At 65.2% G+C, this 24,374-nt stretch carries 23 protein-coding genes; 16 read left to right on the plus strand and 7 right to left on the minus strand.

Annotated elements, in window-relative coordinates; genetic code table 11:
* The first annotated feature begins 2 nt into the window (after window positions 1-2).
* The 3 genes from nrdI (at window position 3) to AC5Y5W_RS06490 (ending at window position 3,423) form a co-directional block, all read left to right on the plus strand.
* Window positions 3-452 (plus strand): class Ib ribonucleoside-diphosphate reductase assembly flavoprotein NrdI, encoded by a 450-nt coding sequence (nrdI, locus tag AC5Y5W_RS06480; RefSeq protein ID WP_499885103.1) that lies wholly within the window; start codon window positions 3-5, stop codon window positions 450-452.
* Window positions 419-2,590 carry a class 1b ribonucleoside-diphosphate reductase subunit alpha gene (gene nrdE, locus AC5Y5W_RS06485; RefSeq protein ID WP_500010543.1) on the plus strand — a complete coding sequence of 724 codons (2,172 nt, stop codon included), beginning with the start codon at window positions 419-421 and terminating at the stop codon, window positions 2,588-2,590. Before nrdI ends, nrdE begins: the two co-directional genes overlap by 34 nt.
* 92 nt (window positions 2,591-2,682) lie before the next feature.
* Window positions 2,683-3,423, plus strand: a complete 741-nt coding sequence (locus AC5Y5W_RS06490; protein ID WP_500010542.1) for a TetR/AcrR family transcriptional regulator — start codon at window positions 2,683-2,685, stop codon at window positions 3,421-3,423.
* Here AC5Y5W_RS06490 and AC5Y5W_RS06495 read toward each other — a convergent pair.
* Window positions 3,420-4,991, minus strand: a complete 1,572-nt coding sequence (locus AC5Y5W_RS06495) for an MFS transporter (protein WP_500010541.1) — start codon at window positions 4,989-4,991, stop codon at window positions 3,420-3,422. The two genes, AC5Y5W_RS06490 and AC5Y5W_RS06495, sit on opposite strands and share 4 nt — an antisense overlap.
* A 103-nt stretch (window positions 4,992-5,094) precedes the next feature.
* On the opposite strand from AC5Y5W_RS06495, the gene AC5Y5W_RS06500 reads away from it, so the two are divergent.
* Window positions 5,095-5,760 carry a TetR/AcrR family transcriptional regulator gene (locus AC5Y5W_RS06500; RefSeq protein WP_500010540.1) on the plus strand — a complete coding sequence of 222 codons (666 nt, stop codon included), beginning with the start codon at window positions 5,095-5,097 and terminating at the stop codon, window positions 5,758-5,760.
* 39 nt (window positions 5,761-5,799) lie between these two features.
* Window positions 5,800-7,344, plus strand: a complete 1,545-nt coding sequence (locus AC5Y5W_RS06505) for a flavin-containing monooxygenase (RefSeq protein WP_500010539.1) — start codon at window positions 5,800-5,802, stop codon at window positions 7,342-7,344.
* Here the strand turns inward: AC5Y5W_RS06505 and AC5Y5W_RS06510 are convergent.
* Genes AC5Y5W_RS06510 through AC5Y5W_RS06520 form a run of 3 tightly spaced genes read right to left on the minus strand, consistent with a single transcriptional unit; the run spans window position 7,312 to window position 9,268 of the window.
* On the minus strand, window positions 7,312-7,869 hold the full coding sequence (locus AC5Y5W_RS06510) for a TetR/AcrR family transcriptional regulator (protein ID WP_500010538.1): 558 nt from the start codon (window positions 7,867-7,869) through the stop codon (window positions 7,312-7,314). The two genes, AC5Y5W_RS06505 and AC5Y5W_RS06510, sit on opposite strands and share 33 nt — an antisense overlap.
* Window positions 7,853-8,299: an SRPBCC family protein gene (locus AC5Y5W_RS06515; RefSeq protein WP_500010537.1), complete on the minus strand. Its 447-nt coding sequence runs from the start codon at window positions 8,297-8,299 to the stop codon at window positions 7,853-7,855. Before AC5Y5W_RS06515 ends, AC5Y5W_RS06510 begins: the two co-directional genes overlap by 17 nt.
* A gap of 51 nt (window positions 8,300-8,350) precedes the next feature.
* Window positions 8,351-9,268, minus strand: a complete 918-nt coding sequence (locus AC5Y5W_RS06520) for a tocopherol cyclase family protein (RefSeq protein WP_500010536.1) — start codon at window positions 9,266-9,268, stop codon at window positions 8,351-8,353.
* A 228-nt stretch (window positions 9,269-9,496) separates the two neighbouring features.
* Between AC5Y5W_RS06520 and nrdF the strand changes: the two genes are divergently transcribed.
* The 3 genes from nrdF (at window position 9,497) to AC5Y5W_RS06535 (ending at window position 12,536) form a co-directional block, all read left to right on the plus strand.
* Window positions 9,497-10,471 (plus strand): class 1b ribonucleoside-diphosphate reductase subunit beta, encoded by a 975-nt coding sequence (gene nrdF, locus AC5Y5W_RS06525; protein ID WP_499885123.1) that lies wholly within the window; start codon window positions 9,497-9,499, stop codon window positions 10,469-10,471.
* An 89-nt stretch (window positions 10,472-10,560) separates the two neighbouring features.
* Window positions 10,561-12,102 (plus strand): adenylate/guanylate cyclase domain-containing protein, encoded by a 1,542-nt coding sequence (locus tag AC5Y5W_RS06530; RefSeq protein ID WP_500010535.1) that lies wholly within the window; start codon window positions 10,561-10,563, stop codon window positions 12,100-12,102.
* A gap of 101 nt (window positions 12,103-12,203) precedes the next feature.
* The gene (locus tag AC5Y5W_RS06535; RefSeq protein WP_500010534.1) at window positions 12,204-12,536 is read left to right on the plus strand and encodes a DUF3349 domain-containing protein; all 333 of its coding nucleotides are present in this window, start codon (window positions 12,204-12,206) and stop codon (window positions 12,534-12,536) included.
* Here the strand turns inward: AC5Y5W_RS06535 and AC5Y5W_RS06540 are convergent.
* Window positions 12,533-13,573 carry an NAD(P)-dependent alcohol dehydrogenase gene (locus tag AC5Y5W_RS06540; protein ID WP_500010533.1) on the minus strand — a complete coding sequence of 347 codons (1,041 nt, stop codon included), beginning with the start codon at window positions 13,571-13,573 and terminating at the stop codon, window positions 12,533-12,535. The genes AC5Y5W_RS06535 and AC5Y5W_RS06540 overlap by 4 nt on opposite strands.
* A 137-nt stretch (window positions 13,574-13,710) precedes the next feature.
* Window positions 13,711-14,820, minus strand: coding sequence for an iron-siderophore ABC transporter substrate-binding protein (locus tag AC5Y5W_RS06545; RefSeq protein ID WP_500010532.1), 1,110 nt, complete (start codon window positions 14,818-14,820; stop codon window positions 13,711-13,713).
* A gap of 154 nt (window positions 14,821-14,974) precedes the next feature.
* On the opposite strand from AC5Y5W_RS06545, the gene ctaD reads away from it, so the two are divergent.
* The 5 genes from ctaD (at window position 14,975) to AC5Y5W_RS06570 (ending at window position 20,474) form a co-directional block, all read left to right on the plus strand.
* On the plus strand, window positions 14,975-16,720 hold the full coding sequence (ctaD, locus tag AC5Y5W_RS06550; protein ID WP_500010531.1) for an aa3-type cytochrome oxidase subunit I: 1,746 nt from the start codon (window positions 14,975-14,977) through the stop codon (window positions 16,718-16,720).
* A 25-nt stretch (window positions 16,721-16,745) separates the two neighbouring features.
* Window positions 16,746-17,981 carry a phosphoserine phosphatase SerB gene (serB, locus tag AC5Y5W_RS06555; RefSeq protein WP_500010530.1) on the plus strand — a complete coding sequence of 412 codons (1,236 nt, stop codon included), beginning with the start codon at window positions 16,746-16,748 and terminating at the stop codon, window positions 17,979-17,981.
* Window positions 17,982-18,112: 131 nt separating this feature from the next.
* A complete protein-coding gene (locus AC5Y5W_RS06560) occupies window positions 18,113-18,934 on the plus strand; it encodes an ABC transporter ATP-binding protein (RefSeq protein ID WP_500010529.1) in 822 nt (273 codons plus the stop codon).
* Complete coding sequence (locus AC5Y5W_RS06565) at window positions 18,931-19,725, plus strand: NUDIX hydrolase (protein WP_500010528.1); 795 nt, start codon at window positions 18,931-18,933, stop codon at window positions 19,723-19,725. Before AC5Y5W_RS06560 ends, AC5Y5W_RS06565 begins: the two co-directional genes overlap by 4 nt.
* Window positions 19,722-20,474, plus strand: coding sequence for an enoyl-CoA hydratase (locus AC5Y5W_RS06570; RefSeq protein WP_500010527.1), 753 nt, complete (start codon window positions 19,722-19,724; stop codon window positions 20,472-20,474). Before AC5Y5W_RS06565 ends, AC5Y5W_RS06570 begins: the two co-directional genes overlap by 4 nt.
* 13 nt (window positions 20,475-20,487) lie before the next feature.
* On the opposite strand, the gene AC5Y5W_RS06575 is transcribed toward AC5Y5W_RS06570, so the two are convergent.
* On the minus strand, window positions 20,488-21,348 hold the full coding sequence (locus AC5Y5W_RS06575) for an enoyl-CoA hydratase/isomerase family protein (RefSeq protein WP_500010526.1): 861 nt from the start codon (window positions 21,346-21,348) through the stop codon (window positions 20,488-20,490).
* Between the two features lie 196 nt (window positions 21,349-21,544).
* Between AC5Y5W_RS06575 and AC5Y5W_RS06580 the strand changes: the two genes are divergently transcribed.
* The 3 genes from AC5Y5W_RS06580 to AC5Y5W_RS06590 all read left to right on the plus strand — a co-directional run bounded on the left by AC5Y5W_RS06580 (window position 21,545) and on the right by AC5Y5W_RS06590 (window position 24,317).
* Window positions 21,545-22,090, plus strand: a complete 546-nt coding sequence (locus AC5Y5W_RS06580) for a VOC family protein (protein ID WP_500010525.1) — start codon at window positions 21,545-21,547, stop codon at window positions 22,088-22,090.
* Window positions 22,091-22,191: 101 nt separating this feature from the next.
* A complete protein-coding gene (locus AC5Y5W_RS06585; RefSeq protein ID WP_500010524.1) occupies window positions 22,192-23,160 on the plus strand; it encodes a class I SAM-dependent methyltransferase in 969 nt (322 codons plus the stop codon).
* Window positions 23,157-24,317, plus strand: a complete 1,161-nt coding sequence (locus AC5Y5W_RS06590; RefSeq protein WP_500010620.1) for a class I SAM-dependent methyltransferase — start codon at window positions 23,157-23,159, stop codon at window positions 24,315-24,317. The genes AC5Y5W_RS06585 and AC5Y5W_RS06590 overlap by 4 nt, the downstream gene beginning before the upstream one ends.
* Window positions 24,318-24,374 lie beyond the last annotated feature (57 nt).

Genomic DNA, 24,374 nt, shown 5'->3' on the forward strand with positions numbered 1-24,374 from the left:
CGGTGCAGTCGTGCAGCTTGGTGTATTTCTCCAGCGTGTCGGAGAACACCCATCGCTTCGTGCAGAAGCTGGGCATTCCGGCCACGCGGATACCGCTGCACGGCCGCATCGAGGTGGACCGGCCTTACGTTCTGGTGCTGCCCACCTATGGCGGCGGCCGGGCCACTCCGGATATCAATGACGGCGGATATGTGCCCAAGCAGGTCATCGCCTTCTTGAACAACGAACACAACCGCTCGTTGATCCGCGGCGTCATCGCTGCGGGCAACAACAACTTCGGTGCCGAATTCGCCTATGCGGGCAACGTGGTCTCCCGCAAGTGCGGCGTTCCGTACCTGTACCGCTTCGAACTGATGGGAACCCCGGACGACGTAGAGGCCGTCCGCGCCGGTTTGGCTGACTTTTGGAAGGACGACACGTGCCACCAACCGCCGCAACTGCAGAACGTGTAACGCCGGCCGGGCACAACACGTTGCCGGGCGAGACGGATTATCACGCCCTCAACGCGATGCTCAATCTGTACGACGCCGACGGCAAGATCCAGTTCGACAAGGACCGGGAAGCCGCGCATCAGTTCTTCCTGCAGCACGTCAACCAGAACACAGTGTTCTTCCACAATCAGGACGAGAAGCTCGACTACCTGATCCGCGAGAACTACTACGAGCGTGAGGTTCTGGACCAGTATTCGCGTAACTTCGTCAAGACGCTGCTGGATCGGGCCTACGCCAAGAAGTTCCGGTTCCCCACGTTTCTGGGCGCGTTCAAGTACTACACCTCCTACACGCTGAAGACCTTCGACGGGAAGCGGTATCTGGAGCGCTTCGAAGACCGGGTGGTCATGGTGGCGCTGACGTTGGCCGCCGGCGACACCAAACTGGCCGAGCAGGTCGTCGACGAGGTCATCGAGGGCCGGTTCCAGCCGGCCACCCCGACATTCCTCAACTCCGGCAAGAAGCAGCGCGGCGAGCCAGTGAGCTGTTTCCTAATTCGCGTCGAAGATAATATGGAGTCGATCGGCCGCTCGATCAACTCCGCGCTGCAGCTGTCCAAACGCGGCGGGGGAGTTGCCTTGCTGCTGAGCAACATTCGCGAGCACGGCGCGCCGATCAAGAACATCGAAAACCAGAGCTCGGGCGTCATCCCGATCATGAAGTTGCTGGAGGACTCGTTCTCCTACGCCAACCAGCTCGGTGCGCGCCAGGGTGCCGGCGCCGTGTACCTGCACGCTCATCACCCCGACATCTACCGCTTTCTGGACACCAAGCGGGAAAACGCCGACGAGAAGATCCGGATCAAGACGCTCTCGCTGGGCGTGGTGATCCCCGACATCACCTTCGAGCTGGCCAAGAAAAACGAAGACATGTACCTGTTCTCGCCCTATGACGTCGAACGCATCTACGGTGTGGCGTTCGCCGACGTCTCGATCACCGAGAAGTACTACGAGATGGTCGATGATGCACGCATCCGCAAGACGAAGATCAAGGCCCGCGAATTCTTCCAGACGCTCGCCGAGCTGCAGTTCGAGTCCGGTTATCCCTACATCATGTTCGAGGACACGGTGAACCGGGCCAACCCGATCGACGGCAAGATCACCCACTCCAACCTGTGCTCGGAGATCCTGCAGGTGTCCACACCGTCGCTCTTCAACGATGACTTGTCGTATGCCAAAGTGGGCAAAGACATCTCGTGCAACCTGGGGTCGCTGAACATCGCCAAGACGATGGACTCGCCGGATTTCGCGCAGACTATCGAGGTGGCGATCCGGGCCTTGACGGCGGTCTCCGATCAGACGCACATCACCTCGGTGCCCTCGATCGAGCAGGGCAACAACGACTCGCATGCCATCGGGTTGGGTCAGATGAACCTGCACGGCTACCTGGCCCGCGAACACATTTTCTATGGCTCCGACGAAGGCATCGACTTCACCAACATCTACTTCTACTGCGTGCTGTATCACGCGCTGCGGGCATCGAACCGCATTGCGCTCGAACGCGGTACGCACTTCAAGGGCTTCGAGAACTCCAAGTACGCGTCGGGGGAATTCTTCGATCGCTACACCGAACAGGTATGGGAACCGGCGACGCCCAAGGTGCGTGAGCTCTTCGCCGAGGCCGGCATTCGCATCCCGACGCAGGATGATTGGCAGCGGTTGAAGGAGTCGGTGCAGGCCCACGGCATCTACAACCAGAACCTGCAGGCGGTGCCGCCGACCGGGTCGATCTCCTACATCAACCACTCGACGAGTTCGATCCACCCGATCGTGTCCAGGGTCGAGATCCGCAAGGAAGGCAAGATCGGCAGGGCCTACTACCCGGCGCCGTACATGACCAACGACAACCTGGAGTACTACCAGGACGCCTACGAGATCGGCTACGAGAAGATCATCGACACCTACGCGGCAGCCACTCAGCATGTGGACCAAGGGCTTTCGCTGACATTGTTCTTCAAGGACACCGCCACCACCCGCGATGTGAACAAGGCTCAGATCTACGCCTGGCGCAAGGGCATCAAAACGCTGTACTACATCCGGCTGCGCCAGATGGCATTGGAGGGCACCGAGGTGGAGGGCTGCGTCTCCTGCATGCTGTAGGCGCCTTCAGTCGAGTGGCCACTTGATGCACGCGATTCGGCATTTCGTGTGACATACGTGGCCGCTCGACAGCAAAGGTAAAGTTGCTTGGCGTGGTGAGAATCCCCCGGCCCCATCCCGGCGCAAAGCCGGGCGGCAAGGTCGACGCGCGCAGCGAGCGCTGGCGCGAGCACCGCAAAAAGGTTCGGGGTGAAATCGTCGAGGCGGCCTTCCGCGCCATCGACCGCTTAGGACCGGATCTCAGCGTCCGCGAGATCGCCGAAGAGGCCGGCACCGCCAAACCCAAGATCTACCGACACTTCCACGACAAGTCTGATCTGTTCCAGGCAATCGGGGAACGTCTGCGCGACATGTTGTGGGCGGCGGTCTTCCCATCGGTCGACTTCGCCACCAACTCGGCCCGGGACATCATCCGGCGCAGCGTCGAGGAGTACGTCAACCTCGTCGACCAGCATCCCAACGTGCTGCGGTTCTTCATCCAGGGCCGCTTCCCGGAGCGGTCCGAGTCCACGATGCGCGCTCTGAACGAGGGCCGCGGCATCACCTTGGCCATGGCCGAGATGTTCAACAACGAGATGCGGGAAATGGACCTCGACGCCGCCGCGATCGAACTCGCCGCATTCGCCGCGTTCGGTTCGGCGCAATCGGCCACCGACTGGTGGCTGGGCCCCAAGCCCGACAGCCCGCGGCGCATGCCCCACGACGAATTCGTAGCGCATCTGACGACGATCATGATGGGCGTCATCAGCGGCACCGCCGAGCTGCTCGGCATCGACCTGGACCCCGATTTGCCGATCCACAAGGCGGCGCCGCGCGACACCGCCGCGAGCTAGTTGGCCCCGCGGCGGACGAACAGAGCGAGCAGCGCGCCGATGCCGGCCGCTACCGCGGCGACAACCATCGACGCGTGCAGCCCGACCATGAACGCGCCGTGGCTGCCCTGCGACACCGCGTGCGCCAGCGGGGCCGGCATGCCGGGTGTCACAGGCGAAACACCTTGGGCCACTAGCTCTTTGGCAGCTAACAACTTTGCGGCCACTGGTGCAGGTGTACCGGCGCTGGTGAGCTGGTCGACGAGGACCGAACCGACCCGGCTGGAGAGCACCGAGCCGAGAATCGTCGTGCCCAGCACCCCGCCCAGCTGCACAGCGGTGCTTTGCAGGCCGCCGGCCACCCCGGCGTCGTCGACGCTGGCGTTGGCGATGATGGCGTCCGCGCTGGCGGTCAGCACCAGCCCGATGCCCGCGCCCAGCAGTACAAATGCCGGCCACAACGCCGAATAGCCGGAATCGGCTCGCAGGAACGCCAACGAGAACAACCCGGCCGCAACGGCAACCAGCCCGACCACCATTGCCGGGCGCGGACCGAATTTCTCGGTGAGCCATCCGGACAGCGGTGCGGTGACCATCAGCGCCACGCTCAGCGGCAGTGTGCGCACACCGGTTTCGACAGGGGAGAAGCCCTGCACGTTCTGCAGGTACAGCGACAGGAAGAACACCGCACCGAACAGCGCGAAGAAGTCGATGACGACGACCGCGGTGCCGATCGACAGCGACCGGTTGGCGAACAGCCGCATCGGCAGCAGCGGTTCAGCCGTCCGCAACTCGATCAGTACAAACACGGCCATCGCGGCCAAGCCGGCGAGCAGTACCAGTAGCGTGCGGCCCGCCAGCCAGCCCCAGTTCTGTGCCTTGATCAGGCCGAAGACGATCAGGAACAGCCCACCGGACAACGTGGTGATGCCGGGAACGTCCAGGCGGTGTTCACCACCGCTGCGGCTCTCGACGATGGCCCGCCCGCCGATCAACAACGCGGCGGCGGCGATCGGCGCATTGATGTAGAAGACCGATTGCCAGCTGACGTGTTCGACCAGTAGCCCACCGACGATGGGGCCGGCGGCAATCGACACACCCGATGCGGCGCCCCAGATTCCGACGGCGGTGTTGAGCTTTTCGGGCGGGAAAGTGGCACGCACGATGGCCAGCGTGCTCGGCATCAAGAGTGCACCGAAGACGCCCTGCAGCGTGCGCAGCGCGATGACGCCGGCGACGCTGCCGACTAGACCAATCGCGACGGACGTTGCGGCGAAACCGAGCACGCCGATGAAGAACACCTGCCGGCGCCCGAAGCGGTCGCCGAGTTTTCCGCCGAAGATCAGCAGCGAGGCCAGCGCGAGCATGTAGGCGTCGGTGATCCACTGCAAGTCCGACAGCGACGCCCGCAGGTCGGTGGCGATGCGCGGGTTGGCGATGGCCACCACGGATGCGTCGAGGCCCACCATGATGACGCCGATCGACACGGCGATCAACGTCCACCACGGATTACCCCGTATCCCGCGGTGGCCGGGCGCCCGATGCCGGGCTCCGCGGGTCAGGTCGGGGGCGGTCAGGGTGACGGCCATGTATGAGCTCCATTCATATGTGGAGGGCGATTACCACTTACGTCCAGCTCGACGATACGCATAAGTGGATGCCGCCCTCCAGTTCAGCGGGTATGGTTGGCCTGTGATTTCAGGCGCACCCGGGCGCGCGAAGGGAGCCAGGCCACTTCGGGCCGACGCGAAACTCAACCGGGACCGGATTTTGGCCGCGGCCGCCGAGTTGTTCGCCGAGCGCGGCCTGTCGGTGCCGCTGGAAGAGATCGCCAACCGCGCCGGGGTGGGTGTGGCCACGCTGTACCGGCGCTTCCCGACCCGCGCCGATCTGGCGGCCGCCGCGTTCGAGCGCAACATGTCCCGCTACACCGAGGCGGTAGACGGGGCGCTCGCCAATCCCCGTGCCTGGGACGGCTTTCGGACGTTGGTCTTCGAGTTGTGCGCGCTACAGGCGAGCGACGCCGGTCTGCGTGATTTGTTGACGACGGCGTTTCCGGCCAGCAGCGCCGTTGAGCAACGCACCAACGAGACCGTCGAGAAGGTCAGGGTGCTGATCGGCCGGGCGCAGGCCGAGGGGAGGCTGCGGCCCGATGTGGCCGTCGCCGACATCGTCGTCATGCTGATGGCCAACGCCGGCGTGTTGAGGACCACTGGTAGCGCGGCCCCGGACACTTGGCGCCGGTTCGCGGCGTTGATAGTCGACGCGTTTCGCACCCGGCCCGACGTGCCGCTACCGCCCGCTCCGCCTGAGCAGCAGCTGCGTCAGTCGATCGCCTTGCTCACCGACGGACGCTGAAGTACCCGGTACCGGCGTTCCCAGGTAGGATCGACATTTATGACGATCGCCGAGTCGGCGCCGCAAACTCAGGCGCAGCAGAGCCCCGTGCATACCCGTGCAGTCATCATCGGAACCGGCTTTTCCGGCCTGGGGATGGCTATCGCGCTGCAGCGCCAGGGGGTCGACTTCGTCATCCTGGAGAAGGCCGACGACATCGGCGGCACCTGGCGGGACAACAGCTACCCCGGCTGCGCATGTGACATCCCGTCGCACCTGTATTCGTTTTCATTTGAACCGAAGCCGGACTGGAAGAACCCGTTCTCCTACCAGCCTGAGATCTGGGACTACCTGAAGGGTGTCACCGATAAATACGGCTTGCGCCGCCACATTCAGTTCGGTTCGCTGGTCGATCGTGGCCACTGGGACGATGACGAGCTCCGCTGGCATGTGTTCACCGCCAACGGACGTGAATACGTCGCCCAGTTCCTCATCTCGGGGGCCGGGGCATTGCATGTCCCATCTTTCCCCCAGATCGAGGGGCGCGACCAATTCGCCGGCCCCGCTTTCCATTCCGCGGAGTGGGACCACAGCGTCGACCTCACCGGCAAGCGGGTGGCGATCATCGGGACCGGTGCCAGCGCCATCCAGATCGTCCCTGAAATTGTCGGGCAAGTCTCCGAACTTCAGCTCTACCAGCGCACCCCACCGTGGGTAGTGCCCCGCTCGAATCCCGAAATCCCTTCGGCGCTGCGGACGGCCATGGAAAACGTTCCTGGGCTGCGTCCGCTGGTGCGCCTGGCGATCTATTGGGCGCAGGAGGCGTTGGCGTTCGGCATGACGAAGCGTCCTAATGCGCTGAAATTCATTGAGGCGTATTGCAAGTGGAACATCTGGCGCTCGGTGCGAGACCGAGAGCTGCGCCGCAAGCTGACCCCCAAATACCGCATTGGTTGCAAGCGAATCCTGAACTCCTCGACGTATTACGCGGCGGTGGCCGCCCCTAATACCGAAGTGATCACCGAGGGCATCACGCGCATCACGCGCGACGGGATCGTCACCGCGGACGGCACCGAACACCCGGCCGACGTGATCGTCTACGCCACTGGCTTCCACGTCACTGACTCCTACACCTACGTCCAGATCAAGGGGCAGCACGGCGAGGATCTGATCGATCGGTGGAACCGCGAGGGCCTCGGCGCCCATCGCGGTATCACCGTCGCTGACGTACCCAACCTGTTCTTCCTGCTGGGCCCGAATACCGGCCTGGGCCACAACTCGGTGGTGTTCATGATCGAATCGCAGATCCGCTACGTCGCTGATGCGATTAAGACGTGTGACAAGCGGGGAGCGCAGGCGCTGGCGCCGACGCGTGCCGCGCAGGACCAATTCAACGCGGAGTTGCAGCGCATGCTAGGTCCCTCCGTATGGAACACCGGCGGCTGCAGCAGTTGGTATCTCGACGAGCACGGCAAGAACACGGTGCTCTGGGGCGGCTACACCTGGCAGTACTGGCGGGCGACCCGCTCGGTCAAGCCGGAGGAGTACCAGTTCTTCGGGATCGGCGAGGGCTCACGCGCCGCCCGCAAGGCCGTCATCCAGTAGGCGCGCAAAAGCCGCCGCGGCCGCGTCGACGCCGGCTTCGTCGTCGGTGGCCACGAGGTCCAGCAAGAGCCCACGAATTACGGCCAGCCCGAGCCTTGCCATGGCGGGGTCGACCGGGCCGTCGGCGACTTGCTTGGCCTCGGCCAGCCAGCCGTCGACGGCGCCGGGAACCATTCGGACGAAAGGCTTTTCGCCCTGGACGGCGCGGGCGTAGCACTCAAAGAAGAGGCGCTCGAATTGCCGCAGTTCGGGCCGCCGCAAATCGTTCCACATAGCGGCAAAGCCCTCGGCCGGGTTGGTGGGCAGCTCGCGCAAGAGCGCCATCTGGCGGCGCTCGACGTCCTCGACGATCGCCACCAGCAGGTCCTCCCGAGAACCAAAGTGGTGCAGCAACATCCGATGGCTGGTGCCGACGGCGGCGGCCACGTCGCGCAGCGAACGGTCGCCCACGCCGCCCGCGGCGAACTCCGCGACCAGCGCGTCGAGCAGCTGCCGGCGCCGTTCCGCGTCAGGGGTGCGTGCCATTGGCCCGGCTGAGTTGCTCAGACCGGGCCTTGAGTCCCTGGGCCTCGAGCTTGAGATAACGCTTGGTCATCGATCCCATCAGCCGCGCGACCAGAGCGCCGAGCGGGCCGCGCTGGTCGAGCCGCTGGCGCACCAGCGTGCGGCCGCCGGGTTGGGGGATCACCTCGTGGCGGGCGCTGGTCGACGCGCCGGGGGCGCGCTGCACCCACGTCCACGATGAGCCCGGCTCGACCTCGGTGACCTGCCAGACCAGCTTCGACATGCGTGGCTGCTTGATCGCGAACCGCTTGCCGACCGCGAGCCCGGCGCCGTCCACCGCGGCCAACGACGTCACCGACGCCGTCCACTCGGGCCAGCGCTCGACGTCGCTGAATACCTGCCAAACCAGTTGCGGCGACGCATCGATCTCGACAGTGTCCTCGGTAATCATGTACCAAATGGTACATGTTGTGTCGTCCGTTGAACAGTGGCCTAGCGTGCGTCAGCCTGGGCGGCTGCCAATTTCCAAACCCGCCAACTGCGTTGTGCCATCGAAAATGATGCGGCCCCATTCGCGGACCGTGCAGCGCAGAGTCCCGGCCAGATATTGGTAGTCGGCGCCGATGTTGCGGCGTTCTGCGGGCAGCGGTACCGGAAGCACGTGGGGCCCCGCCTCATCGCCACGCCCATCTAGCTCAACGCGGTAGCGTGCGCTGTGGGCGTCAACCCGCCACCGCCGTCCATCGCAATTGGACGACACCCACGCGGGGGGAGTGATGCGCAGGACCCGATCCTGTAGTCGCACAACAACTCCGGTCACCTCCCGTCGCAGCGGCCCGAGCTCCAACAGGCCCCCTGAGAACACCACCGACACGTCGGCTTCACCGAAGTCGTGAGCCTGACCCCACCACCAGCGACGTGGGAAACCCGCTCCCCAATTGCGTTCGCAATACAACGTGGCGTCGGTAAACCGCCAACGTTGGTCTCCACACGTCACTGTTCCCGAAGCCTTAGCGTCCAGTCGGTACGGATGCCAGTATTGATTCAAGAAAGGCACCGACGAGACGGCTCCGCCGCCGGCAAATGCCTTCGGCCATCCGAATTCTCGGGTAACGGTGAGGTCCACTGCGCTGTCGTCGATGGCCATCGCCAACCGTTTGCCGTTGGCCTCGACGAAGTCGGCGCCCGCGCGGGCGATGACCGAAAATTTTGAGCGGTCAGCACTGACGCCGTCGATCGCGGCAGAACGCACCACACCGCCCGGATGTAGGGCGATCGCGGCAGTCAACCAGTCGCCATCGGGGTGTCGGTTTGCGCTGCACAGGGCGACTACCACCCGTCCGTCGGAGGGGTCGGAAAGTCGCCAGAACCAGCCTTCCATTTCGGTGCCATGCGAGGGCAGCGGATCGCCGAACGGCACATCCGCTCCCGTTCGGCGATAGACGGAAACAAGTCGCTGCGCCGCAGGTGTAATCGAGCCGAGGATGTTCACGGTTCTTGCGATACCCCCGCGCGCGGCGCTCGAACCTGGGCGGTTCGCACGACACGGCAACACAACTTCTTGTGTTGCGGCCACTTGTCGCACCCCAGGGGTAGTGTTTGAGGTCCGAACACGGCTGGCAATCCGTCCTGGTGAAGTGGGGTTCTGGTGACCGAAAAAGTGAAGCTGATCGATCGAGTCTCGGCGATCAACTGGAACCGGGTGCAAGACGAGAAGGACGCCGAGGTCTGGGACCGGTTGACCGGCAACTTCTGGTTGCCCGAGAAGGTGCCGGTGTCCAACGACATCCCGTCCTGGGGGACGCTCACCGCACACGAGAAGCAGCTGACCATGCGGGTGTTCACCGGGCTGACGCTGCTGGACACCATCCAGGGCACGGTCGGGGCGGTCAGCCTGATTCCCGACGCGCTGACGCCTCATGAGGAAGCCGTCTACACGAACATCGCGTTCATGGAGTCGGTGCACGCCAAGAGCTACAGCCAGATCTTCTCCACGCTGTGCTCGACCGCCGAGATCGACGACGCCTTCCGCTGGTCGGAAGAGAACACCAACTTGCAGCGCAAGGCCGAGATCGTGATGCAGTACTACCGCGGCGACGAGCCGCTCAAGCGCAAGGTGGCCTCCACGCTGCTGGAGAGTTTTCTGTTCTATTCCGGGTTCTATCTGCCGATGTACTGGAGCAGTCGGGCCAAGCTGACCAACACCGCCGACGTGATCCGGCTGATCATCCGCGACGAGGCGGTGCACGGCTACTACATCGGCTACAAGTACCAGCGCGGATTGGCGCTCGAAGACCCCGCCACCCAAGCCGAATTGAAGGACTACACCTACGAATTGCTCTTCGAGCTCTATGACAACGAGGTGGAGTACACCCAAGACCTCTATGACGAAGTCGGGCTGACCGAAGACGTCAAAAAGTTCTTGCGCTACAACGCCAACAAGGCGCTGATGAACCTCGGATACGAGGCGCTGTTCCCGCGTGACGAGACCGACGTCAACCCGGCGATCCTGTCGGCGCTCTCGCCCAACGCCGACGAGAACCACGACTTCTTCTCCGGCTCGGGCTCGTCGTATGTGATCGGCAAGGCGGTCGTCACCGAGGACGAGGACTGGGACTTCTGAACATCGCCCGCCATTGAGCTAGTCACGAAACTTGATGCGACTGCGGCTGGTAGCCCGCCGAGCAGTGAGATCAGCAGTACGCTCAACCCGTGCCGGAAACGTCATACGCATCGTGTGGCGATCTCAGCCTGGCGTATCAGGTATTTGGCGACGCGCCTGTCGAGCTCGTCGTCGTCAACCCGTTCGTCAGCCACATCGAGCTGGCCTGGACCCTGCCCCAATTCAAAGCGTTCATGGAGCAGCTCGCCACGTTCTGTCGCGTCCTTTTGTTCGACAAGGCCGGAGTCGGGCTTTCCGATCCGGTGCCGAAAGTTCGCACGCTGGATGATCGGGTGGCCGAGATTGAGGCCGTCATGGACGCCGTCGGTTTCGGACAGGCAGTCGTTTCCGGTCTGAGCGACGGTGGACCGGCCGCCATGATGTTCGCGGCAACACGACCGGAGCGAGTGCGCGCGCTGATCCTCTGCGCCACATACGCGTTCAATCCGGGCGAGTGGGACGACATGGAGCGGGGGCCGGCCGAGTTGCGGGCGCGCTACGTCGCCGAGGTGGGCGAGGACTACACGCCGTCGATTGAACAGCTCGCCCGCTGGTTGGAAGCTTGCCGCGCTGTGCGCTACGGGTGGGGCACCGGTGCGGCAGCCAGCATCAGCGCGCCGTCGGTCCGGTCGATACGCCAGCTCGCAATGCTGGAGCGCATGGCCGCCAGCCCGGGGATGGCGCGGGCGTCATTCGAAGCGGCCTTCTCGACCGACGTGCGGCCGATCCTGCCAACGATCACCGTGCCAACTCTCATCATCCATTCCCGCCAGGACCCCGCGGTCCCGGTGCAGGGCGGTCAGTATCTCGCCAGTCACATCCCCGGCGCGCGATACCTGGAGGTCGAGGGTGTGGACCATGCACCCTTCTTGACCGAGCCCGACAAGATCCTGACTGGGATCGAGGAGTTCCTCACCGGCAGCCATGCCGCGCCTGCGCAGTCGCATCGCGCCCTGCGCACCGTGTTGTTCACCGACATGGTCGCCTCGACCCAACATGCCGCGGCAGCGGGCGATGAGCAGTGGCGCGCGGTGCTGCACCGCTTTGGTGAGATCACCGCCGAACTCACGCAACGGTTCGATGGCACGGTGGTCAAGAGCACCGGCGACGGCCACCTCACCACGTTCGACGGCCCGACGCAGGCCATCCGCTGCGCCGAGGCGTTGCGCGCTGACGCCGAGACCCTGGGCATCCAGATTCGCGTCGGCATCCACACCGGCGAATGCGAACTACTCGACAATGACATCGGGGGAATCGCGGTACACATCGCGGCGCGGATCCTCGGGCATGCAGGGCCGGGCGACATTGTCGTGTCCCGCACCGTGCGTGACCTTGTCGTGGGCTCGGGCACTGGCTTCGAGGACCGTGGCAACGTCGAACTGCGTGGCGTGCCGGGCATTTGGCAACTGCTGGCGGTGGATCGCCGCGGCCCGCGGGCCGGATCGCCCGAGGCGGAACTGGCGTCAATGCCCACTCCTGGCCGTCGGACCGCGATGCACCGCTCGGACCGTGCCGTGGAGCTGATCGCGACGCGCGCACCGTGGCTTCTCCGCGGGGTGGCGCGCCTCGCCCCGGCCACCGGCCGCAGATGAATAGCCGGATCCGCGAAAGCCTGTGAACGACATATGAATTTCGCGAGCGGCCCTGCGTGTCAGGATGCGCGGGTGACCTCGGCGGCGGCAGACTAGATTCCATGGCCACCACGTCGTTTCTCAGCTCGGTGCTGCGTTGGCTGCAGGTCGGTTATCCCGACGGCGTGCCCGGGCCCGACCGGGTGCCGTTGCTGGCGCTGCTGCGCAGCACACCACTGACCGAAGAACAGGTCGCCGAGGTGGTGCATAACATCACCGCCGGCGGATCAAAGGCGTTGGACGGCGGCAAGATCCACCACGACGAGATTGCGGAGTTCATCTCGGACATGACGCACTATGACGCCGGTCCGGAAAACATCCAGCGAGTCGCCGGGATACTGGCCGCGGCCGGCTGGCCGCTAGTCGGCGTCGAGGTCGACGCTGAAAGCGCTTAGAGCGTCGAGGTGTCGATCACGAAGCGGTAGCGCACGTCGCTGGCCAGCACCCGCTCATAGGCCACGTTGACGTAGTCGGGTTCGATGACCTCGATTTCAGGTGTCACGTTGTGCTCGGCGCAGAAGTCCAACATCTCCTGCGTCTCGGCGATACCACCGATCAGCGAGCCGGAGAGGCTGCGCCGCCAGGCTGCCAGCGGGAACGCCGGTACTTCCATCGGGTGTTCGGGCATCCCGAGCTCGACCATCGTCCCGTCGACATCGAGGAGTTTGAGGTACTCGCTGAGATCCAAGTTGGCCGAGACGGTGTTGATGATCAGGTCGAAGCCGTCCCGCAACGCTTTGAAGGTCTCGGGATCCGAGGTGGCGTAGTAATGCTTGGCGCCCAGGCGCAGGCCGTCTTCCATCTTCTTCAGGGACTGCGACAGCACCGTGACGTCGGCGCCCATCGCGGTAGCGAGCTTGACGCCCATGTGTCCGAGGCCGCCCAGGCCGATCACCGCGATCCGCTTGCCCGGTCCGGCATTCCAGTGCCGCAGTGGGGAATACAGCGTGATACCGGCGCACAGCAGCGGCGCCGCGGCGTCCAGCGGCAGCGAGTCGGGGATGCGCAGCACGTAGTTCTCGTCGACGACGATCGCGCCGCTGTAGCCGCCCTGGGTCGGCTGGCCGTCCCGGTCGACGCCGTTGTAGGTGCCCATCGGTCCGCGCTTGCAGTACTGCTCCAGGCCGGCCAAACAGCTGTTGCACTCGCGGCAGGAATCCACGAAACAGCCGACCCCGACGCGGTCGCCGACGTTGTGCTTGGTGACCTCCGAGCCCACCGCCGTCACTACGCCGGCGATCTCGTGGCCGGGCACCACCGGGTAGTTCGGTTGACCCCATTCGGCTTTGACGGTGTGGATATCGGAGTGACAGATTCCGGCGAACTTGATGTCGATGGCCACATCATGGGGCCCCGGGTCGCGGCGGGTAATCGTCGTTTTGGTCAACGGTTCAGTCGCCGAGGTGGCGGCATAGGCGGAAACAGTGCTCATCACAAACCTCTTGAGTACGTCTTTTGTCAGCAGCAGATTGAGGGGGACCTGGCCAGAATAGCCTAGGTAAGCTATGTATTTCTTCCCCATGAGGGCAATCTCACAGGCGTGACGCTCGCGGACGACGTCACCGGCCGTCAGTTGATTGGCGCGTTGACCCACCGCAGGTCGTCGACAACACCGCGGGCCGCGACCAGACCCTGCCCGGTCTGCCACACCTCGTTGTTGACGATGAACACCCGGTTGTCGCGGTAGGCGGATAACTTGCGCCACGCATCGCTCTCCAGCACGGTTGGCGCGCGGTCTTTGGCGGCCGATGACGCGAAGGACACGTAGACAATGTCGGCGTCGGCCGCGCTGAGATCCGGCGTGCCGGCCAGGTTGGCGTCGGTGGTGCCGATCTCGATATAGGGCTTGTCAGTGAAGCGTTGCGCCGGCGGCCGGTCGACGCCGACGGCCTTCAGCACACTGGCCGGGAAGTTGTCGGCGCCATACACCCGCACGCTGTTCTCGGTGAACTGCACGACCGATGCCTGGAAGTGGGCGGCGTCGTGCGCGGCGCCGGTTTCGCCGGCTTTGGAGGTGAAATCGTGGATCAACGCAGCCGCGGCATCGGCACGCCCCGTGGCCGCACCGATACTGCGCAGGCTGTCCTGCCAGGCAGCCCCGGGTGCCGCGGTGAACACGGTCGGGGCAATGGCCGCCAGCTGCGGGTAGAGCTGCGGTGTTGCGGCTTGCGAGCCGAGGATCAGATCCGGCTTGGCCGCGGTGATGCCGGCCAGATCCGGAGCGCCGCGGGTACCCACCCCGGGCAGTTGGTGCACGACCCTGCCCAGATAGGACGGCTGGCTCGACGACCCGTCGGGCAAGGCGGCGGAAATGATGCGGGACTGCAGGCCCAGCGCACACAACGCGTCGAGCGCATCTCCGGACAGCGCGACGATGCGCTGCGGATCGGCGTGCACGTCGACCACGTCAGGATTTACGCCCGCAGCGTTGTGTGCCTGCCGCATCGGTGGGCCCGAGTCGGCCTGTGCCGGTTGGTTTGCACACGATTCGTCGGGTCTGCGCTGGTTGCCCAGCACGCCGGCGCCGGCGATTTGGGTGGTGCTGGTGATCACCGATCGCGACGACTCGGGCGACGGTTGTCCCCCGGAGCTGCAACTGGTGCACAGCGTGGCCGAAATTGCTGTCGCGCCAGCGGCTGCGGCAAGCAGAACACCTGGTCGCACACCGCTGAACAGCACGCGTCCGACGGTAACATCCGCGCAGCTCGCGACCAGCGCGACGAGGCTGCCCCGCCAATTACGACAGTTTGTAGGACCCGGGCCGTCACGTGGCCGATCAGAGGTTAGGATTCAGTGAGAATCCCGGTGCCTTGTTCGACGTTTGGAGGAGCTCTTGACAACCGAAGCGCCCCCGCTGGGAGAACTTGAGGCCAGTCGCCCCTACCCGGCCCGGACGGGACCTAAAGGCAACCTGATCTACAAGCTGGTGACCACCACCGATCACAAGCTGATCGGCATCATGTACGTCGTCACCTGCTTCGCCTTCTTCTTCATCGGCGGACTGATGGCGCTGCTGATGCGCACCGAGCTCGCCGCGCCGGGTCTGCAGTTCCTGTCGAATGAGCAGTTCAACCAGCTGTTCACCATGCACGGCACGATCATGCTGCTGTTCTATGCCACCCCGATCGTGTTCGGGTTCGCCAACCTGGTGCTGCCGCTGCAAATCGGCGCCCCCGACGTCGCGTTCCCGCGGCTGAACGCGTTCTCCTACTGGCTGTTCCTGTTCGGCGCGTTGATCGGAATGGCGGGCTTCATCACGCCGGGCGGCGCCGCGGACTTCGGCTGGACGGCCTACACCCCGTTGACCGACGCCATCCACTCACCCGGCGCCGGGCCCGACCTGTGGATCGTGGGCCTGATCGTCGCCGGTCTGGGCACCATCCTGGGTGGAGTCAACATGATCACCACGGTGGTCTGCATGCGCGCCCCCGGGATGACGATGTTCCGGATGCCGATCTTCACCTGGAACATCCTGATCACCTCGATCCTGGTGCTGATGGTCTTCCCGCTGCTGACCGCCGCGCTGTTCGGGCTGGCCGCCGACCGGCACCTGGGTGCGCACATCTACGACGCCTCCAACGGCGGGGTTCTGTTGTGGCAGCACTTGTTCTGGTTCTTCGGGCACCCCGAGGTGTACATCGTCGCGCTGCCGTTCTTCGGCATCGTCACCGAGATCTTCCCGGTGTTCTCTCGCAAGCCGGTGTTCGGCTACACCACGCTGGTGTATGCGACGATGTCGATCGCCGCGCTGTCGGTCGCGGTGTGGGCGCACCACATGTTCGCCACCGGAGCCGTTCTGCTGCCGTTCTTTTCGTTCATGACGTACCTGATCGCGGTGCCGACCGGAATCAAGTTCTTCAACTGGATCGGCACCATGTGGAAGGGCCAGATGACGTTCGAGACGCCGATGCTGTTCTCGATCGGCTTCGCGGTCACCTTCCTGGCCGGCGGTCTGACCGGGGTGCTGCTGGCCAGCCCGCCGCTGGACTTCCACGTGACCGACAGCTATTTCGTGGTCGCGCACTTCCACTACGTGCTGTTCGGCACCATCGTGTTCTCGACCTTCGCCGGCGTGTACTTCTGGTTCCCGAAGATGACCGGCCGGCTGCTCGACGAGCGACTGGGCAAGCTGCATTTCTGGTTGACGTTCATTGGTTTTCACACCACGTTCTTGATCCAGCACTGGGTCGGGGACGCCGGTATGCCGCGCCGCTACGCCGACTACCTGCCCACCGACGGCTTCCAGATGTTCAACATCGTTTCGACGATCGGGGCGTTCATCCTCGGCGCATCGATGCTGCCGTTCGTGTGGAACGTCTTCAAGAGTTGGCGGTACGGGGAAGTCGTCACCGTCGACGACCCGTGGGGATACGGCAACTCGCTGGAGTGGGCCACCAGTTGCCCGCCGCCGCGGCACAACTTCCACGAGCTGCCGCGCATCCGCTCCGAGCGTCCGGCCTTCGAGCTGCACTACCCGCACATGGTGGAACGGCTGCGCGCCGAAGCGCACATCGGCCGGGGACCACACCCCTCGGGCGGCGACGTCACCGAAGCCGACGACGTGAGCGTTCGCACCTGATGAGCGATAGCGGCTACAGCCGCGGGTGAGTACGCCCGCCAAGGTGCCGGTGCTGATCACCGTCACCGGTGTCGACCAGCCAGGTGTGACGTCAGCGCTGTTCGAGGTCCTCTCCGAGCACAAGGTTGAGCTGCTCAATGTCGAGCAGGTGGTCATCCGTGGCCGACTGACGCTGGGCGTGCTGGTGTCGGCCCCGGTGGAGGTGGCCGAGGGCCAGGCGCTGCGGGATGACGTCGAGGCGGCCATCCGCCGGGTGGGCCTGGACGTCACGATCGAGCGCACCGACGACCTGCCGGTCATCCGGGAGCCCTCGACCCACACCATCGTCGTGCTGGGGCGGCCGATCACCGCCGGGGCCTTCGGTGCGGTGGCTCAGGAGGTCGCCGCGCTGGGCGTCAACATCGACGTCATCCGCGGCGTGTCCGACTACCCGGTCACCGGTCTGCAACTGCAAGTGTCGGCGCCGCCCGGTATCGGCGGCAAGCTGCAGGCTGCGCTGACGCGGGTGGCCGCCGACGCGGGCGTCGATGTGGCGGTGGAGGACTACAGCCTGTCGCGACGCGCCAAACGGCTCATCGTGTTTGACGTCGACTCGACCCTGATCCAGGGCGAGGTCATCGAGATGCTGGCCGCCCGAAGCGGAGCCCAGGACGTGGTGGCGGCCATCACCGATGCGGCGATGCGCGGCGAACTGGACTTCGCCGAGTCGCTGCAACAGCGGGTCGCCACGCTGGCGGGTCTGCCCGCCGAGGTGCTCGACGACGTTGCCGCTCAGCTGGAGCTCACCCCGGGCGCTCGCACCACACTGCGCACGCTGCGGCGGTTGGGATTTCACATCGGCGTGGTGTCCGGCGGTTTTCGCCAGGTGATCGAACCACTCGCGCACGAGCTGATGCTGGACTTTGTCGCCTCCAACGAGCTGGAGATCATCGACGGCATGCTCACCGGCCGGGTCGCCGGCCCGATCATCGACCGGGCCGGAAAAGCCAAGGCGCTGCGTGACTTCGCGCACCAGGCCGGGATTCCGCTGGAGCAGACCGTCGCCGTCGGTGACGGCGCCAACGACATCGACATGCTGGCCACCGCCGGGATGGGGATTGCTTTCAACGCCAAGCCGGCGCTGCGGGAGGTGGCCGACGCGTCGCTCAGCTACCCCTACCTCGACACCGTGTTGTTCATTCTCGGGGTCACCCGCGGCGAGATCGAGGCCGCCGACGCGGTCGACGGCGTGTTGCGGCGCGTCGATATCCCGCCCGAGTAGCGCGGCGACTCGCGAAAGTGCAACTACCGACGCATTTTTCGAGTGGCGACGTCGATAACTGCACTCTCGCGGCATTAGATTACCGCCGGGTCGGGCGACTCGGCCCCCACTCGGTACGGCACGATGGTCGGGTGCCCGACCCCGACCTGCTGATCGACTTCCGAGAGGTTTCGTTGCACCGCAGCGGCCAGACACTGGTCGGGCCGGTGAGTTGGTCGGTGGAACTTGACGAACGCTGGGTGATCATCGGCCCCAATGGCGCCGGCAAGACATCGCTGCTGCGCATCGCCGCCGCCACCGAACACCCGTCGTCGGGTGTGGCCTACGTGCTGGGTGAGCGGCTGGGCCGAGTCGACATGTCGGAATTACGCGCCCGGGTGGGGTTGAGCTCGTCGGCGCTGGCGCAACGGGTGCCCGGTGCCGAAGTGGTGCGCGACCTGGTGGTCTCGGCGGGTTACGCGGTGCTGGGCCGCTGGCGGGAGCGCTACGAGGAGGTCGACTACCACCGCGCGATCGACATGTTGGAAAGCCTCGGTGCCGAACACCTGGCCGACCGCAGCTACGAGACCCTGTCGGAGGGGGAGCGCAAGCGGGTGCTGATCGCCCGAGCGCTGATGACCGATCCGGAGCTGCTGTTGCTCGACGAGCCCGCGGCCGGTCTGGACCTGGGCGGCCGCGAGGAGCTGGTCACCCGCCTGACCGATCTGGCCGCCGACCCGGATGCGCCGGCACTGGTGCTGGTGACCCACCACGTCGAGGAGATCCCGCCGGGCTTCAGCCACTGCATGCTGCTTTCCGAGGGGCAGGTCGTCGCGTCGGGTCTACTGGCAGATGTGCTGACCGCCGAAAATCTGTCCGCGGCATTCGGCCAGTCGATCGCCGTGGACGTCATCGATGGGCGCTACTTCGCCCGGCGCACCCGCACTCGCGCGGCCCACCGGAGGAATTTATGAGCACCCCGTTGCCCGTGCGGCCCGCGGCCACCGTGATGCTGATCCGCGACAACACCCAAGGACTCGATGTCTTCCTGATGCGGCGGCACGCGGCGATGCACTTCGCTGCCGGAGTGATGGTGTTTCCCGGCGGCGGCGTCGACGAGCGCGACCGCAACGCCGAAATCGTCTGGGCCGGGCCAGGACCGAGATGGTGGGCGCAGCGGTTCGGTATTGAAACCGACCTGGCCGAGGCCCTGGTGTGCGCAGCCGCCCGCGAGACCTTCGAGGAATCTGGCGTGTTGTTCGCCGGGCCGGCCGACGACCCGGCCAGCGTCGTCGGCGATGCTTCGGTCTACCGGGAATCCCGGCTCGCGCTGGCCGCGGGCACCCTGTCCTTCGCGGACTTTTTGCGCACCGAAAACCTGGTGCTGCATGCGGACCTGCTGCGGCCGTGGGCGAACTGGGTCACCCCCGAGGCCGAACGGACCCGCCGCTACGACACCTACTTCTTCGTCGGCGCACTGCCGGCGGGTCAGCGCGCCGACGGGGAGAACACCGAATCCGACCGGGCCGGGTGGACCACCCCGGAGGCGGCCATCGAGGACTTCGCGGCCGGCCGGACCTTCCTGTTGCCGCCGACCTGGACGCAGCTGGACTCACTGGCCGGCCACACCGTCGCCGACGTGCTCGCGGTGGAACGCCAGATCGTCGCGGTGCAGCCCGACCTGGCGGCCAACGGCGACAACTTCGAAATCGAGTTCTTCGACTCCGACCGCTATAACCAGGCGCGCGGCAAACGGTGGCCATGAGAGAGTTCGTCAGCGTCCACTCCGATGCCGCTCGCCCCGGCATCGCCACCCTGGTGCTCTCGCGGCCGCCCACCAACGCGATGACCCGCCAGATCTACCGTGAGCTCGCCGAAGCCGCCGGTGAGGTGGGGCCGCGCAACGACGTCACCGCGGTGGTCTTGTTCGGTGGCCATGAGATTTTTTCCGCCGGTGACGACATGGCGGCATTGCGGGCGCTGAGCCCGGCGGAAGTCGACAGCTGGATCCGGGCGCGGCGCGATGCCCTCGACGCGATCGCCGCGATTCCCAAGCCCACGGTTGCCGCGGTCACCGGCTACGCGCTCGGTGCCGGGCTGACGCTGGCGTTGGCCGCCGATTGGCGGGTCAGCGGCGACAACGTGCGGCTCGGCGCGACGGAGATCCTGGCGGGGCTGATCCCCGACGGCAGCGGCATGGCCTGGCTGACCCGCACCGTCGGAGTCAGCCGGGCCAAGGAGCTGGTGTACAGCGGGCGATTCTTCGACGCTGAGGAAGCGCTGGCCTTGGGCCTGGTCGACGACATGGTGGCCCCCGACGACGTCTACGACGCCGCCGCAGCATGGGCCAACCGCTTCATTGACCGCCCGCAGCCGGCGCTGGCCGCGGCCAAAGCCGGGATCGACGACATCTACGACCTGAGCCGCGAAGAGCGGTTGGCTGCCGAGCGCAGCCGCTACGTCGACGTATTCAGAGCCAGCCTCGGCGGCCTCGCCGAGCAGCCCGGCCGATAAGCCGCGACGCGTATCAGTCGAAGCTGTTTGGCCGGCCGGCTCGCACATAATCTGTGGTCGACGCTATATGTTCTCTGCTGTGGACCGCCTTGCCCTTTGCGAGGTGCCCGAACATCTGAATGCCGAATCCTCCGTCCAGGTCGTCGACGATTCTCTTTTTCCATGGCCGCCGGATGATCTGCGTTGTTAGTCGGCGGACTACGCGTGGTTGCGACATGATGTGGTCGGCTAGCACAAACGCCCGGTCGATCAACTGATCCCGGGGGAGGACTTCGTTGACCATCCCGTACTCCAGTGCGGTTTGTGCATCGATTGACTGCCCGGTGAGCAGCGCGTAGGCGGCGCGCTTTACGCCGAGCAGTTCCTGAAAGCAACTGTGGATACCGTCTCCGGGCACTGAACTGATTGCGTAGTGCAAGTCGAATATCTTTGCGTCGGTGCTGCAGAGGGTTAGGTCACACATGAGCAGGATCTCGGAATGGAATCCGGAACCGTTAATGATGCCGATCGTCGGTATTTGGAGATCATTGATCAGCGAACTGACGTTTATCCGTCCGTCTTTGTACGCGTATTCGTAGGCCCAGTACTCGAGGTCCTCCTCCTCGAGGGCGAACCCGTCTGGGTCGGAATCCATCATGAACTCCTCACCGCTACCCGTCAGGATCAAGACCTCATTCTCGGGGTCGGCGCCGACAACCTTCAGAAACTCTCCCAACGCTCGGTGGTTTTGCACGCTCAGTTGTACCGGGCCGCCGGCGGTGTGCGCTTTCGCCAGGAGAACGCCGTCCGCGCGCCGTTCCAGGGTGAAGAAATCCTTGAACCGCTCTCGGTACTCGTCAAATGTGGCTGTCCGGGGAAATTCTTGAATAGACATGGAGTAGCGGCCTTTCGGATCCAGATTGATGGGACAGCGGGTCGCTGCGTCGGTGCACCGCTGTTATCAGTTCGTTGAAGTGGCTGACTCCGGGTTTTGTTCCCTGGTGGTTGCGACGGCTGGCTTGGCGGATTGTGAGAGACCGATTAGGCGGCTACGTTCGAACCCACGCGGCGACGAAAAGGACGTAGGCACGATGCACCCACCTGCCCTCGCCATCAATCACATCGGCGTGACCGTGCCCGACGTCTTCGCTGCCATCGACTGGTACGGCGAGGTTTTCGGCTTTACCTGCATTATGGGTCCTCGCCTTCTCGAGCCGGCACAGCACGGTGAGGCTGCGTCGGTGTTTGGTCCACGCTTTCGCACGGCGTGGCAGGCGCATCTGCTGTGCGGCAACAGTGTCGGCATCGAACTCTTCCAATTCATCGAACCGCCTGTCGACGGCAACGACGATTCAGAGCGTGTCCCATTCACTCGCCGTGGGCCGTGGCATGTCTGCATCACACATCCCGACGTAGCCACGATAGCTGCGCGCGTTGCCGATAACGGTGGCGCGGTATTGTCGCAACCCGCGCGGTTCGTCGCGGGACGGCCGTGGGTGCTGGCGTACGTGTCCGATCCGTGGGGAACGGTGCTCGAAGTTATGAGTCACACCTACGCCGAAGTGTTCTCGAATTGGCCGCAACCGGGTCAACAAGATGCACCCACATTCATTCGTCGACCGCAGGACGTCGAATAGACGGTGTGGCGAGCTGAACCAATGCTTGGGACCCGGATCGTCAATACGTCCGCGGCGGTGGCTGCCCAGCGCGAGCAGCCCGGCCGATAGGCTGGGGCACCATGACGAGTATCGATCCGTCTCCCCAGCCGCACGCCACGGCCGAGCAAGTGGAGGCCGCCCGGTATGACAGCAAGCTCGCTCAGGTGCTCTACCACGACTGGGAAGCCGAAAACTACGACGAGAAGTGGTCGATCTCCTACGACCAGCGCTGCGTCGATTATGCCCGCGGCCGGTTCGACGCCATCGTCCCCGACGACGAGATCCGTCGGCTGCCCTATGACCGTGCTCTGGAATTAGGTTGTGGCACTGGGTTTTTCCTGCTCAACCTGATCCAGTCCGGGGTCGCGCGCCGCGGATCGGTGACCGACCTGTCGCCGGGCATGGTCAAAGTCGCCACCCGCAACGGCCAGTCGCTGGGTCTGGACATCGACGGGCGGGTTGCCGACGCCGAGGGCATCCCCTACGACGACGACACGTTCGACCTGGTGGTCGGCCACGCGGTGCTGCACCACATTCCCGACGTCGAGTTGTCGCTGCGTGAGGTGCTGCGGGTGCTGCGCCCGGGCGGACGGTTCGTGTTCGCCGGTGAGCCCACCACCGTCGGCAACGGCTACGCGCGTGCGCTGGCCGACCTGACCTGGAACGTCACCATCCGGGCGATGAAGCTGCCCGGGTTGGGCAGTTGGCGTCGCCCGCAAGCCGAGCTCGACGAGAACTCCCGGGCGGCGGCCCTGGAGTGGGTGGTCGACCTGCACACCTTCGATCCGCGCGATTTGGAGCGGATGGCGACCAACGCCGGTGCGGTGCAGGTGGCCACCGCCAGCGAGGAGTTCACCGCCGCGATGCTGGGCTGGCCGGTGCGCACCTTCGAGTCGACGGTGCCGCCGGGGAAACTCGGGTGGAACTGGGCGAAGTTCGCGTTCGGTAGCTGGAAGGCGCTGAGCTGGCTCGACGAGAACCTCTGGCGACAAGTCGTGCCCAAGGGCTGGTTCTACAACGTGATGATCACCGGGACGAAGCCGTCCTGAACTTCGGGCTCGACGACGTCGGCTATCTGACGTCGGACGCCGGTTCGGCGGGGCTGGGCGTGGTGGCTGCGCTGCCGCTGACCGATCGGGTGGCCGACATCGCCGCGGTCCGCGCGCGGTTCGGAGACCGCACATCGGCGCTGGTGGAAACGGTGCTGCTGCGCCGGCGTGCGGCGGCCAAACTGCCGGGTACCGGTGACTGGCTGTTCACCGACGAAGCACTGCAGCAAGCCAGTGCTGCGCCCGTGGCGGCACACCGGGCGCAGCGGCTGGCCGGCCTCCTGGTACACGACGTGACCTGCTCGATCGGTACCGAACTGGCTGCCCTGCGCCTGTCGGTGGCCCGGGTGGTGGGCAGTGACATCGACCCGGTACGGCTGGCGATGGCGCGGCACAATTTGGCCGGCGCTGCCGATCTGTGCCGCGCCGACGCGCTGCACCCGGTGACGCGCGGCACCACCGTCGTCGTCGACCCGGCCCGGCGCTCTGGAGGGCGCCGGCGCTTCAAACCACGCGACTACCAACCGGCGCTGGACCAGTTGTTCGATGTCTACCGCGGCCGAAACATTGTCGTAAAATGCGCTCCCGGAATCGATTTCGACGCGGTCCGGCGGCTCGGCTTCGACGGCGAGATCGAGGTGAGCTCGTTTGGCGGGTCGGTTCGGGAGACGTGTTTGTGGTCGGCCGGTTTGGCCGAAGCGGGCGTGCGGCGACGAGCCAGCGTCCTCGACCGCAGTGAACAAATCACCGACGCCGAGCCGGACGACTGCGGCGTGCGGCCGGTCGGCAGGTGGATCGTCGACCCGGACGGCGCGGTGGTGCGAGCGGGTCTGGTGCGTCATTACGGTGCGCGGCACGGGTTGTGGCAACTCGACCCCGACATTGCTTACCTGTCCGGCGACCGACTGCCGCCGGCCGTGCGCGGTTTCGAGGTCCTGCACCAGTTGCCCTTCGATGAGCGACGCCTTCGGCAGGCATTGGCGGCGCTGGACTGCGGCGCACTGGAGATCCTGGTCCGCGGTGTGGATGTCGATCCGGACGCCTTGCGCAAACGGCTCCGGCTGCGCGGTGAACAACCGTTGGCGGCGGTCATCACCCGTATCGGCTCAGGCAGGACCAGCAGTGTGACGGTGTTCGTTTGTCGTTCGTCGCGATGAGGGCCCAGGTAGGCTCACGTGGACGGCGGTTGCGCCGTCTTTCCGTTTGTGAGGGTG

This window comes from Mycobacterium sp. NGS51, from assembly GCF_059812525.1.

Bases quoted from the DNA above. Each gene is read 5' to 3' on its own strand.
- AC5Y5W_RS06575 (WP_500010526.1), bottom strand. From the start codon at position 21,348: ATGTCTATTCAAGAATTTCCCCGGACAGCCACATTTGACGAGTACCGA.
- AC5Y5W_RS06505 (WP_500010539.1), top strand. From the start codon at position 5,800: ATGACGATCGCCGAGTCGGCGCCGCAAACTCAGGCGCAGCAGAGCCCC.
- AC5Y5W_RS06565 (WP_500010528.1), top strand. From the start codon at position 18,931: ATGAGCACCCCGTTGCCCGTGCGGCCCGCGGCCACCGTGATGCTGATC.
- AC5Y5W_RS06585 (WP_500010524.1), top strand. From the start codon at position 22,192: ATGACGAGTATCGATCCGTCTCCCCAGCCGCACGCCACGGCCGAGCAA.
- AC5Y5W_RS06495 (WP_500010541.1), bottom strand. From the start codon at position 4,991: ATGGCCGTCACCCTGACCGCCCCCGACCTGACCCGCGGAGCCCGGCAT.
- AC5Y5W_RS06540 (WP_500010533.1), bottom strand. From the start codon at position 13,573: ATGAGCACTGTTTCCGCCTATGCCGCCACCTCGGCGACTGAACCGTTG.
- AC5Y5W_RS06535 (WP_500010534.1), top strand. From the start codon at position 12,204: ATGGCCACCACGTCGTTTCTCAGCTCGGTGCTGCGTTGGCTGCAGGTC.
- AC5Y5W_RS06515 (WP_500010537.1), bottom strand. From the start codon at position 8,299: ATGATTACCGAGGACACTGTCGAGATCGATGCGTCGCCGCAACTGGTT.
- AC5Y5W_RS06570 (WP_500010527.1), top strand. From the start codon at position 19,722: ATGAGAGAGTTCGTCAGCGTCCACTCCGATGCCGCTCGCCCCGGCATC.
- AC5Y5W_RS06510 (WP_500010538.1), bottom strand. From the start codon at position 7,869: ATGGCACGCACCCCTGACGCGGAACGGCGCCGGCAGCTGCTCGACGCG.
- AC5Y5W_RS06580 (WP_500010525.1), top strand. From the start codon at position 21,545: ATGCACCCACCTGCCCTCGCCATCAATCACATCGGCGTGACCGTGCCC.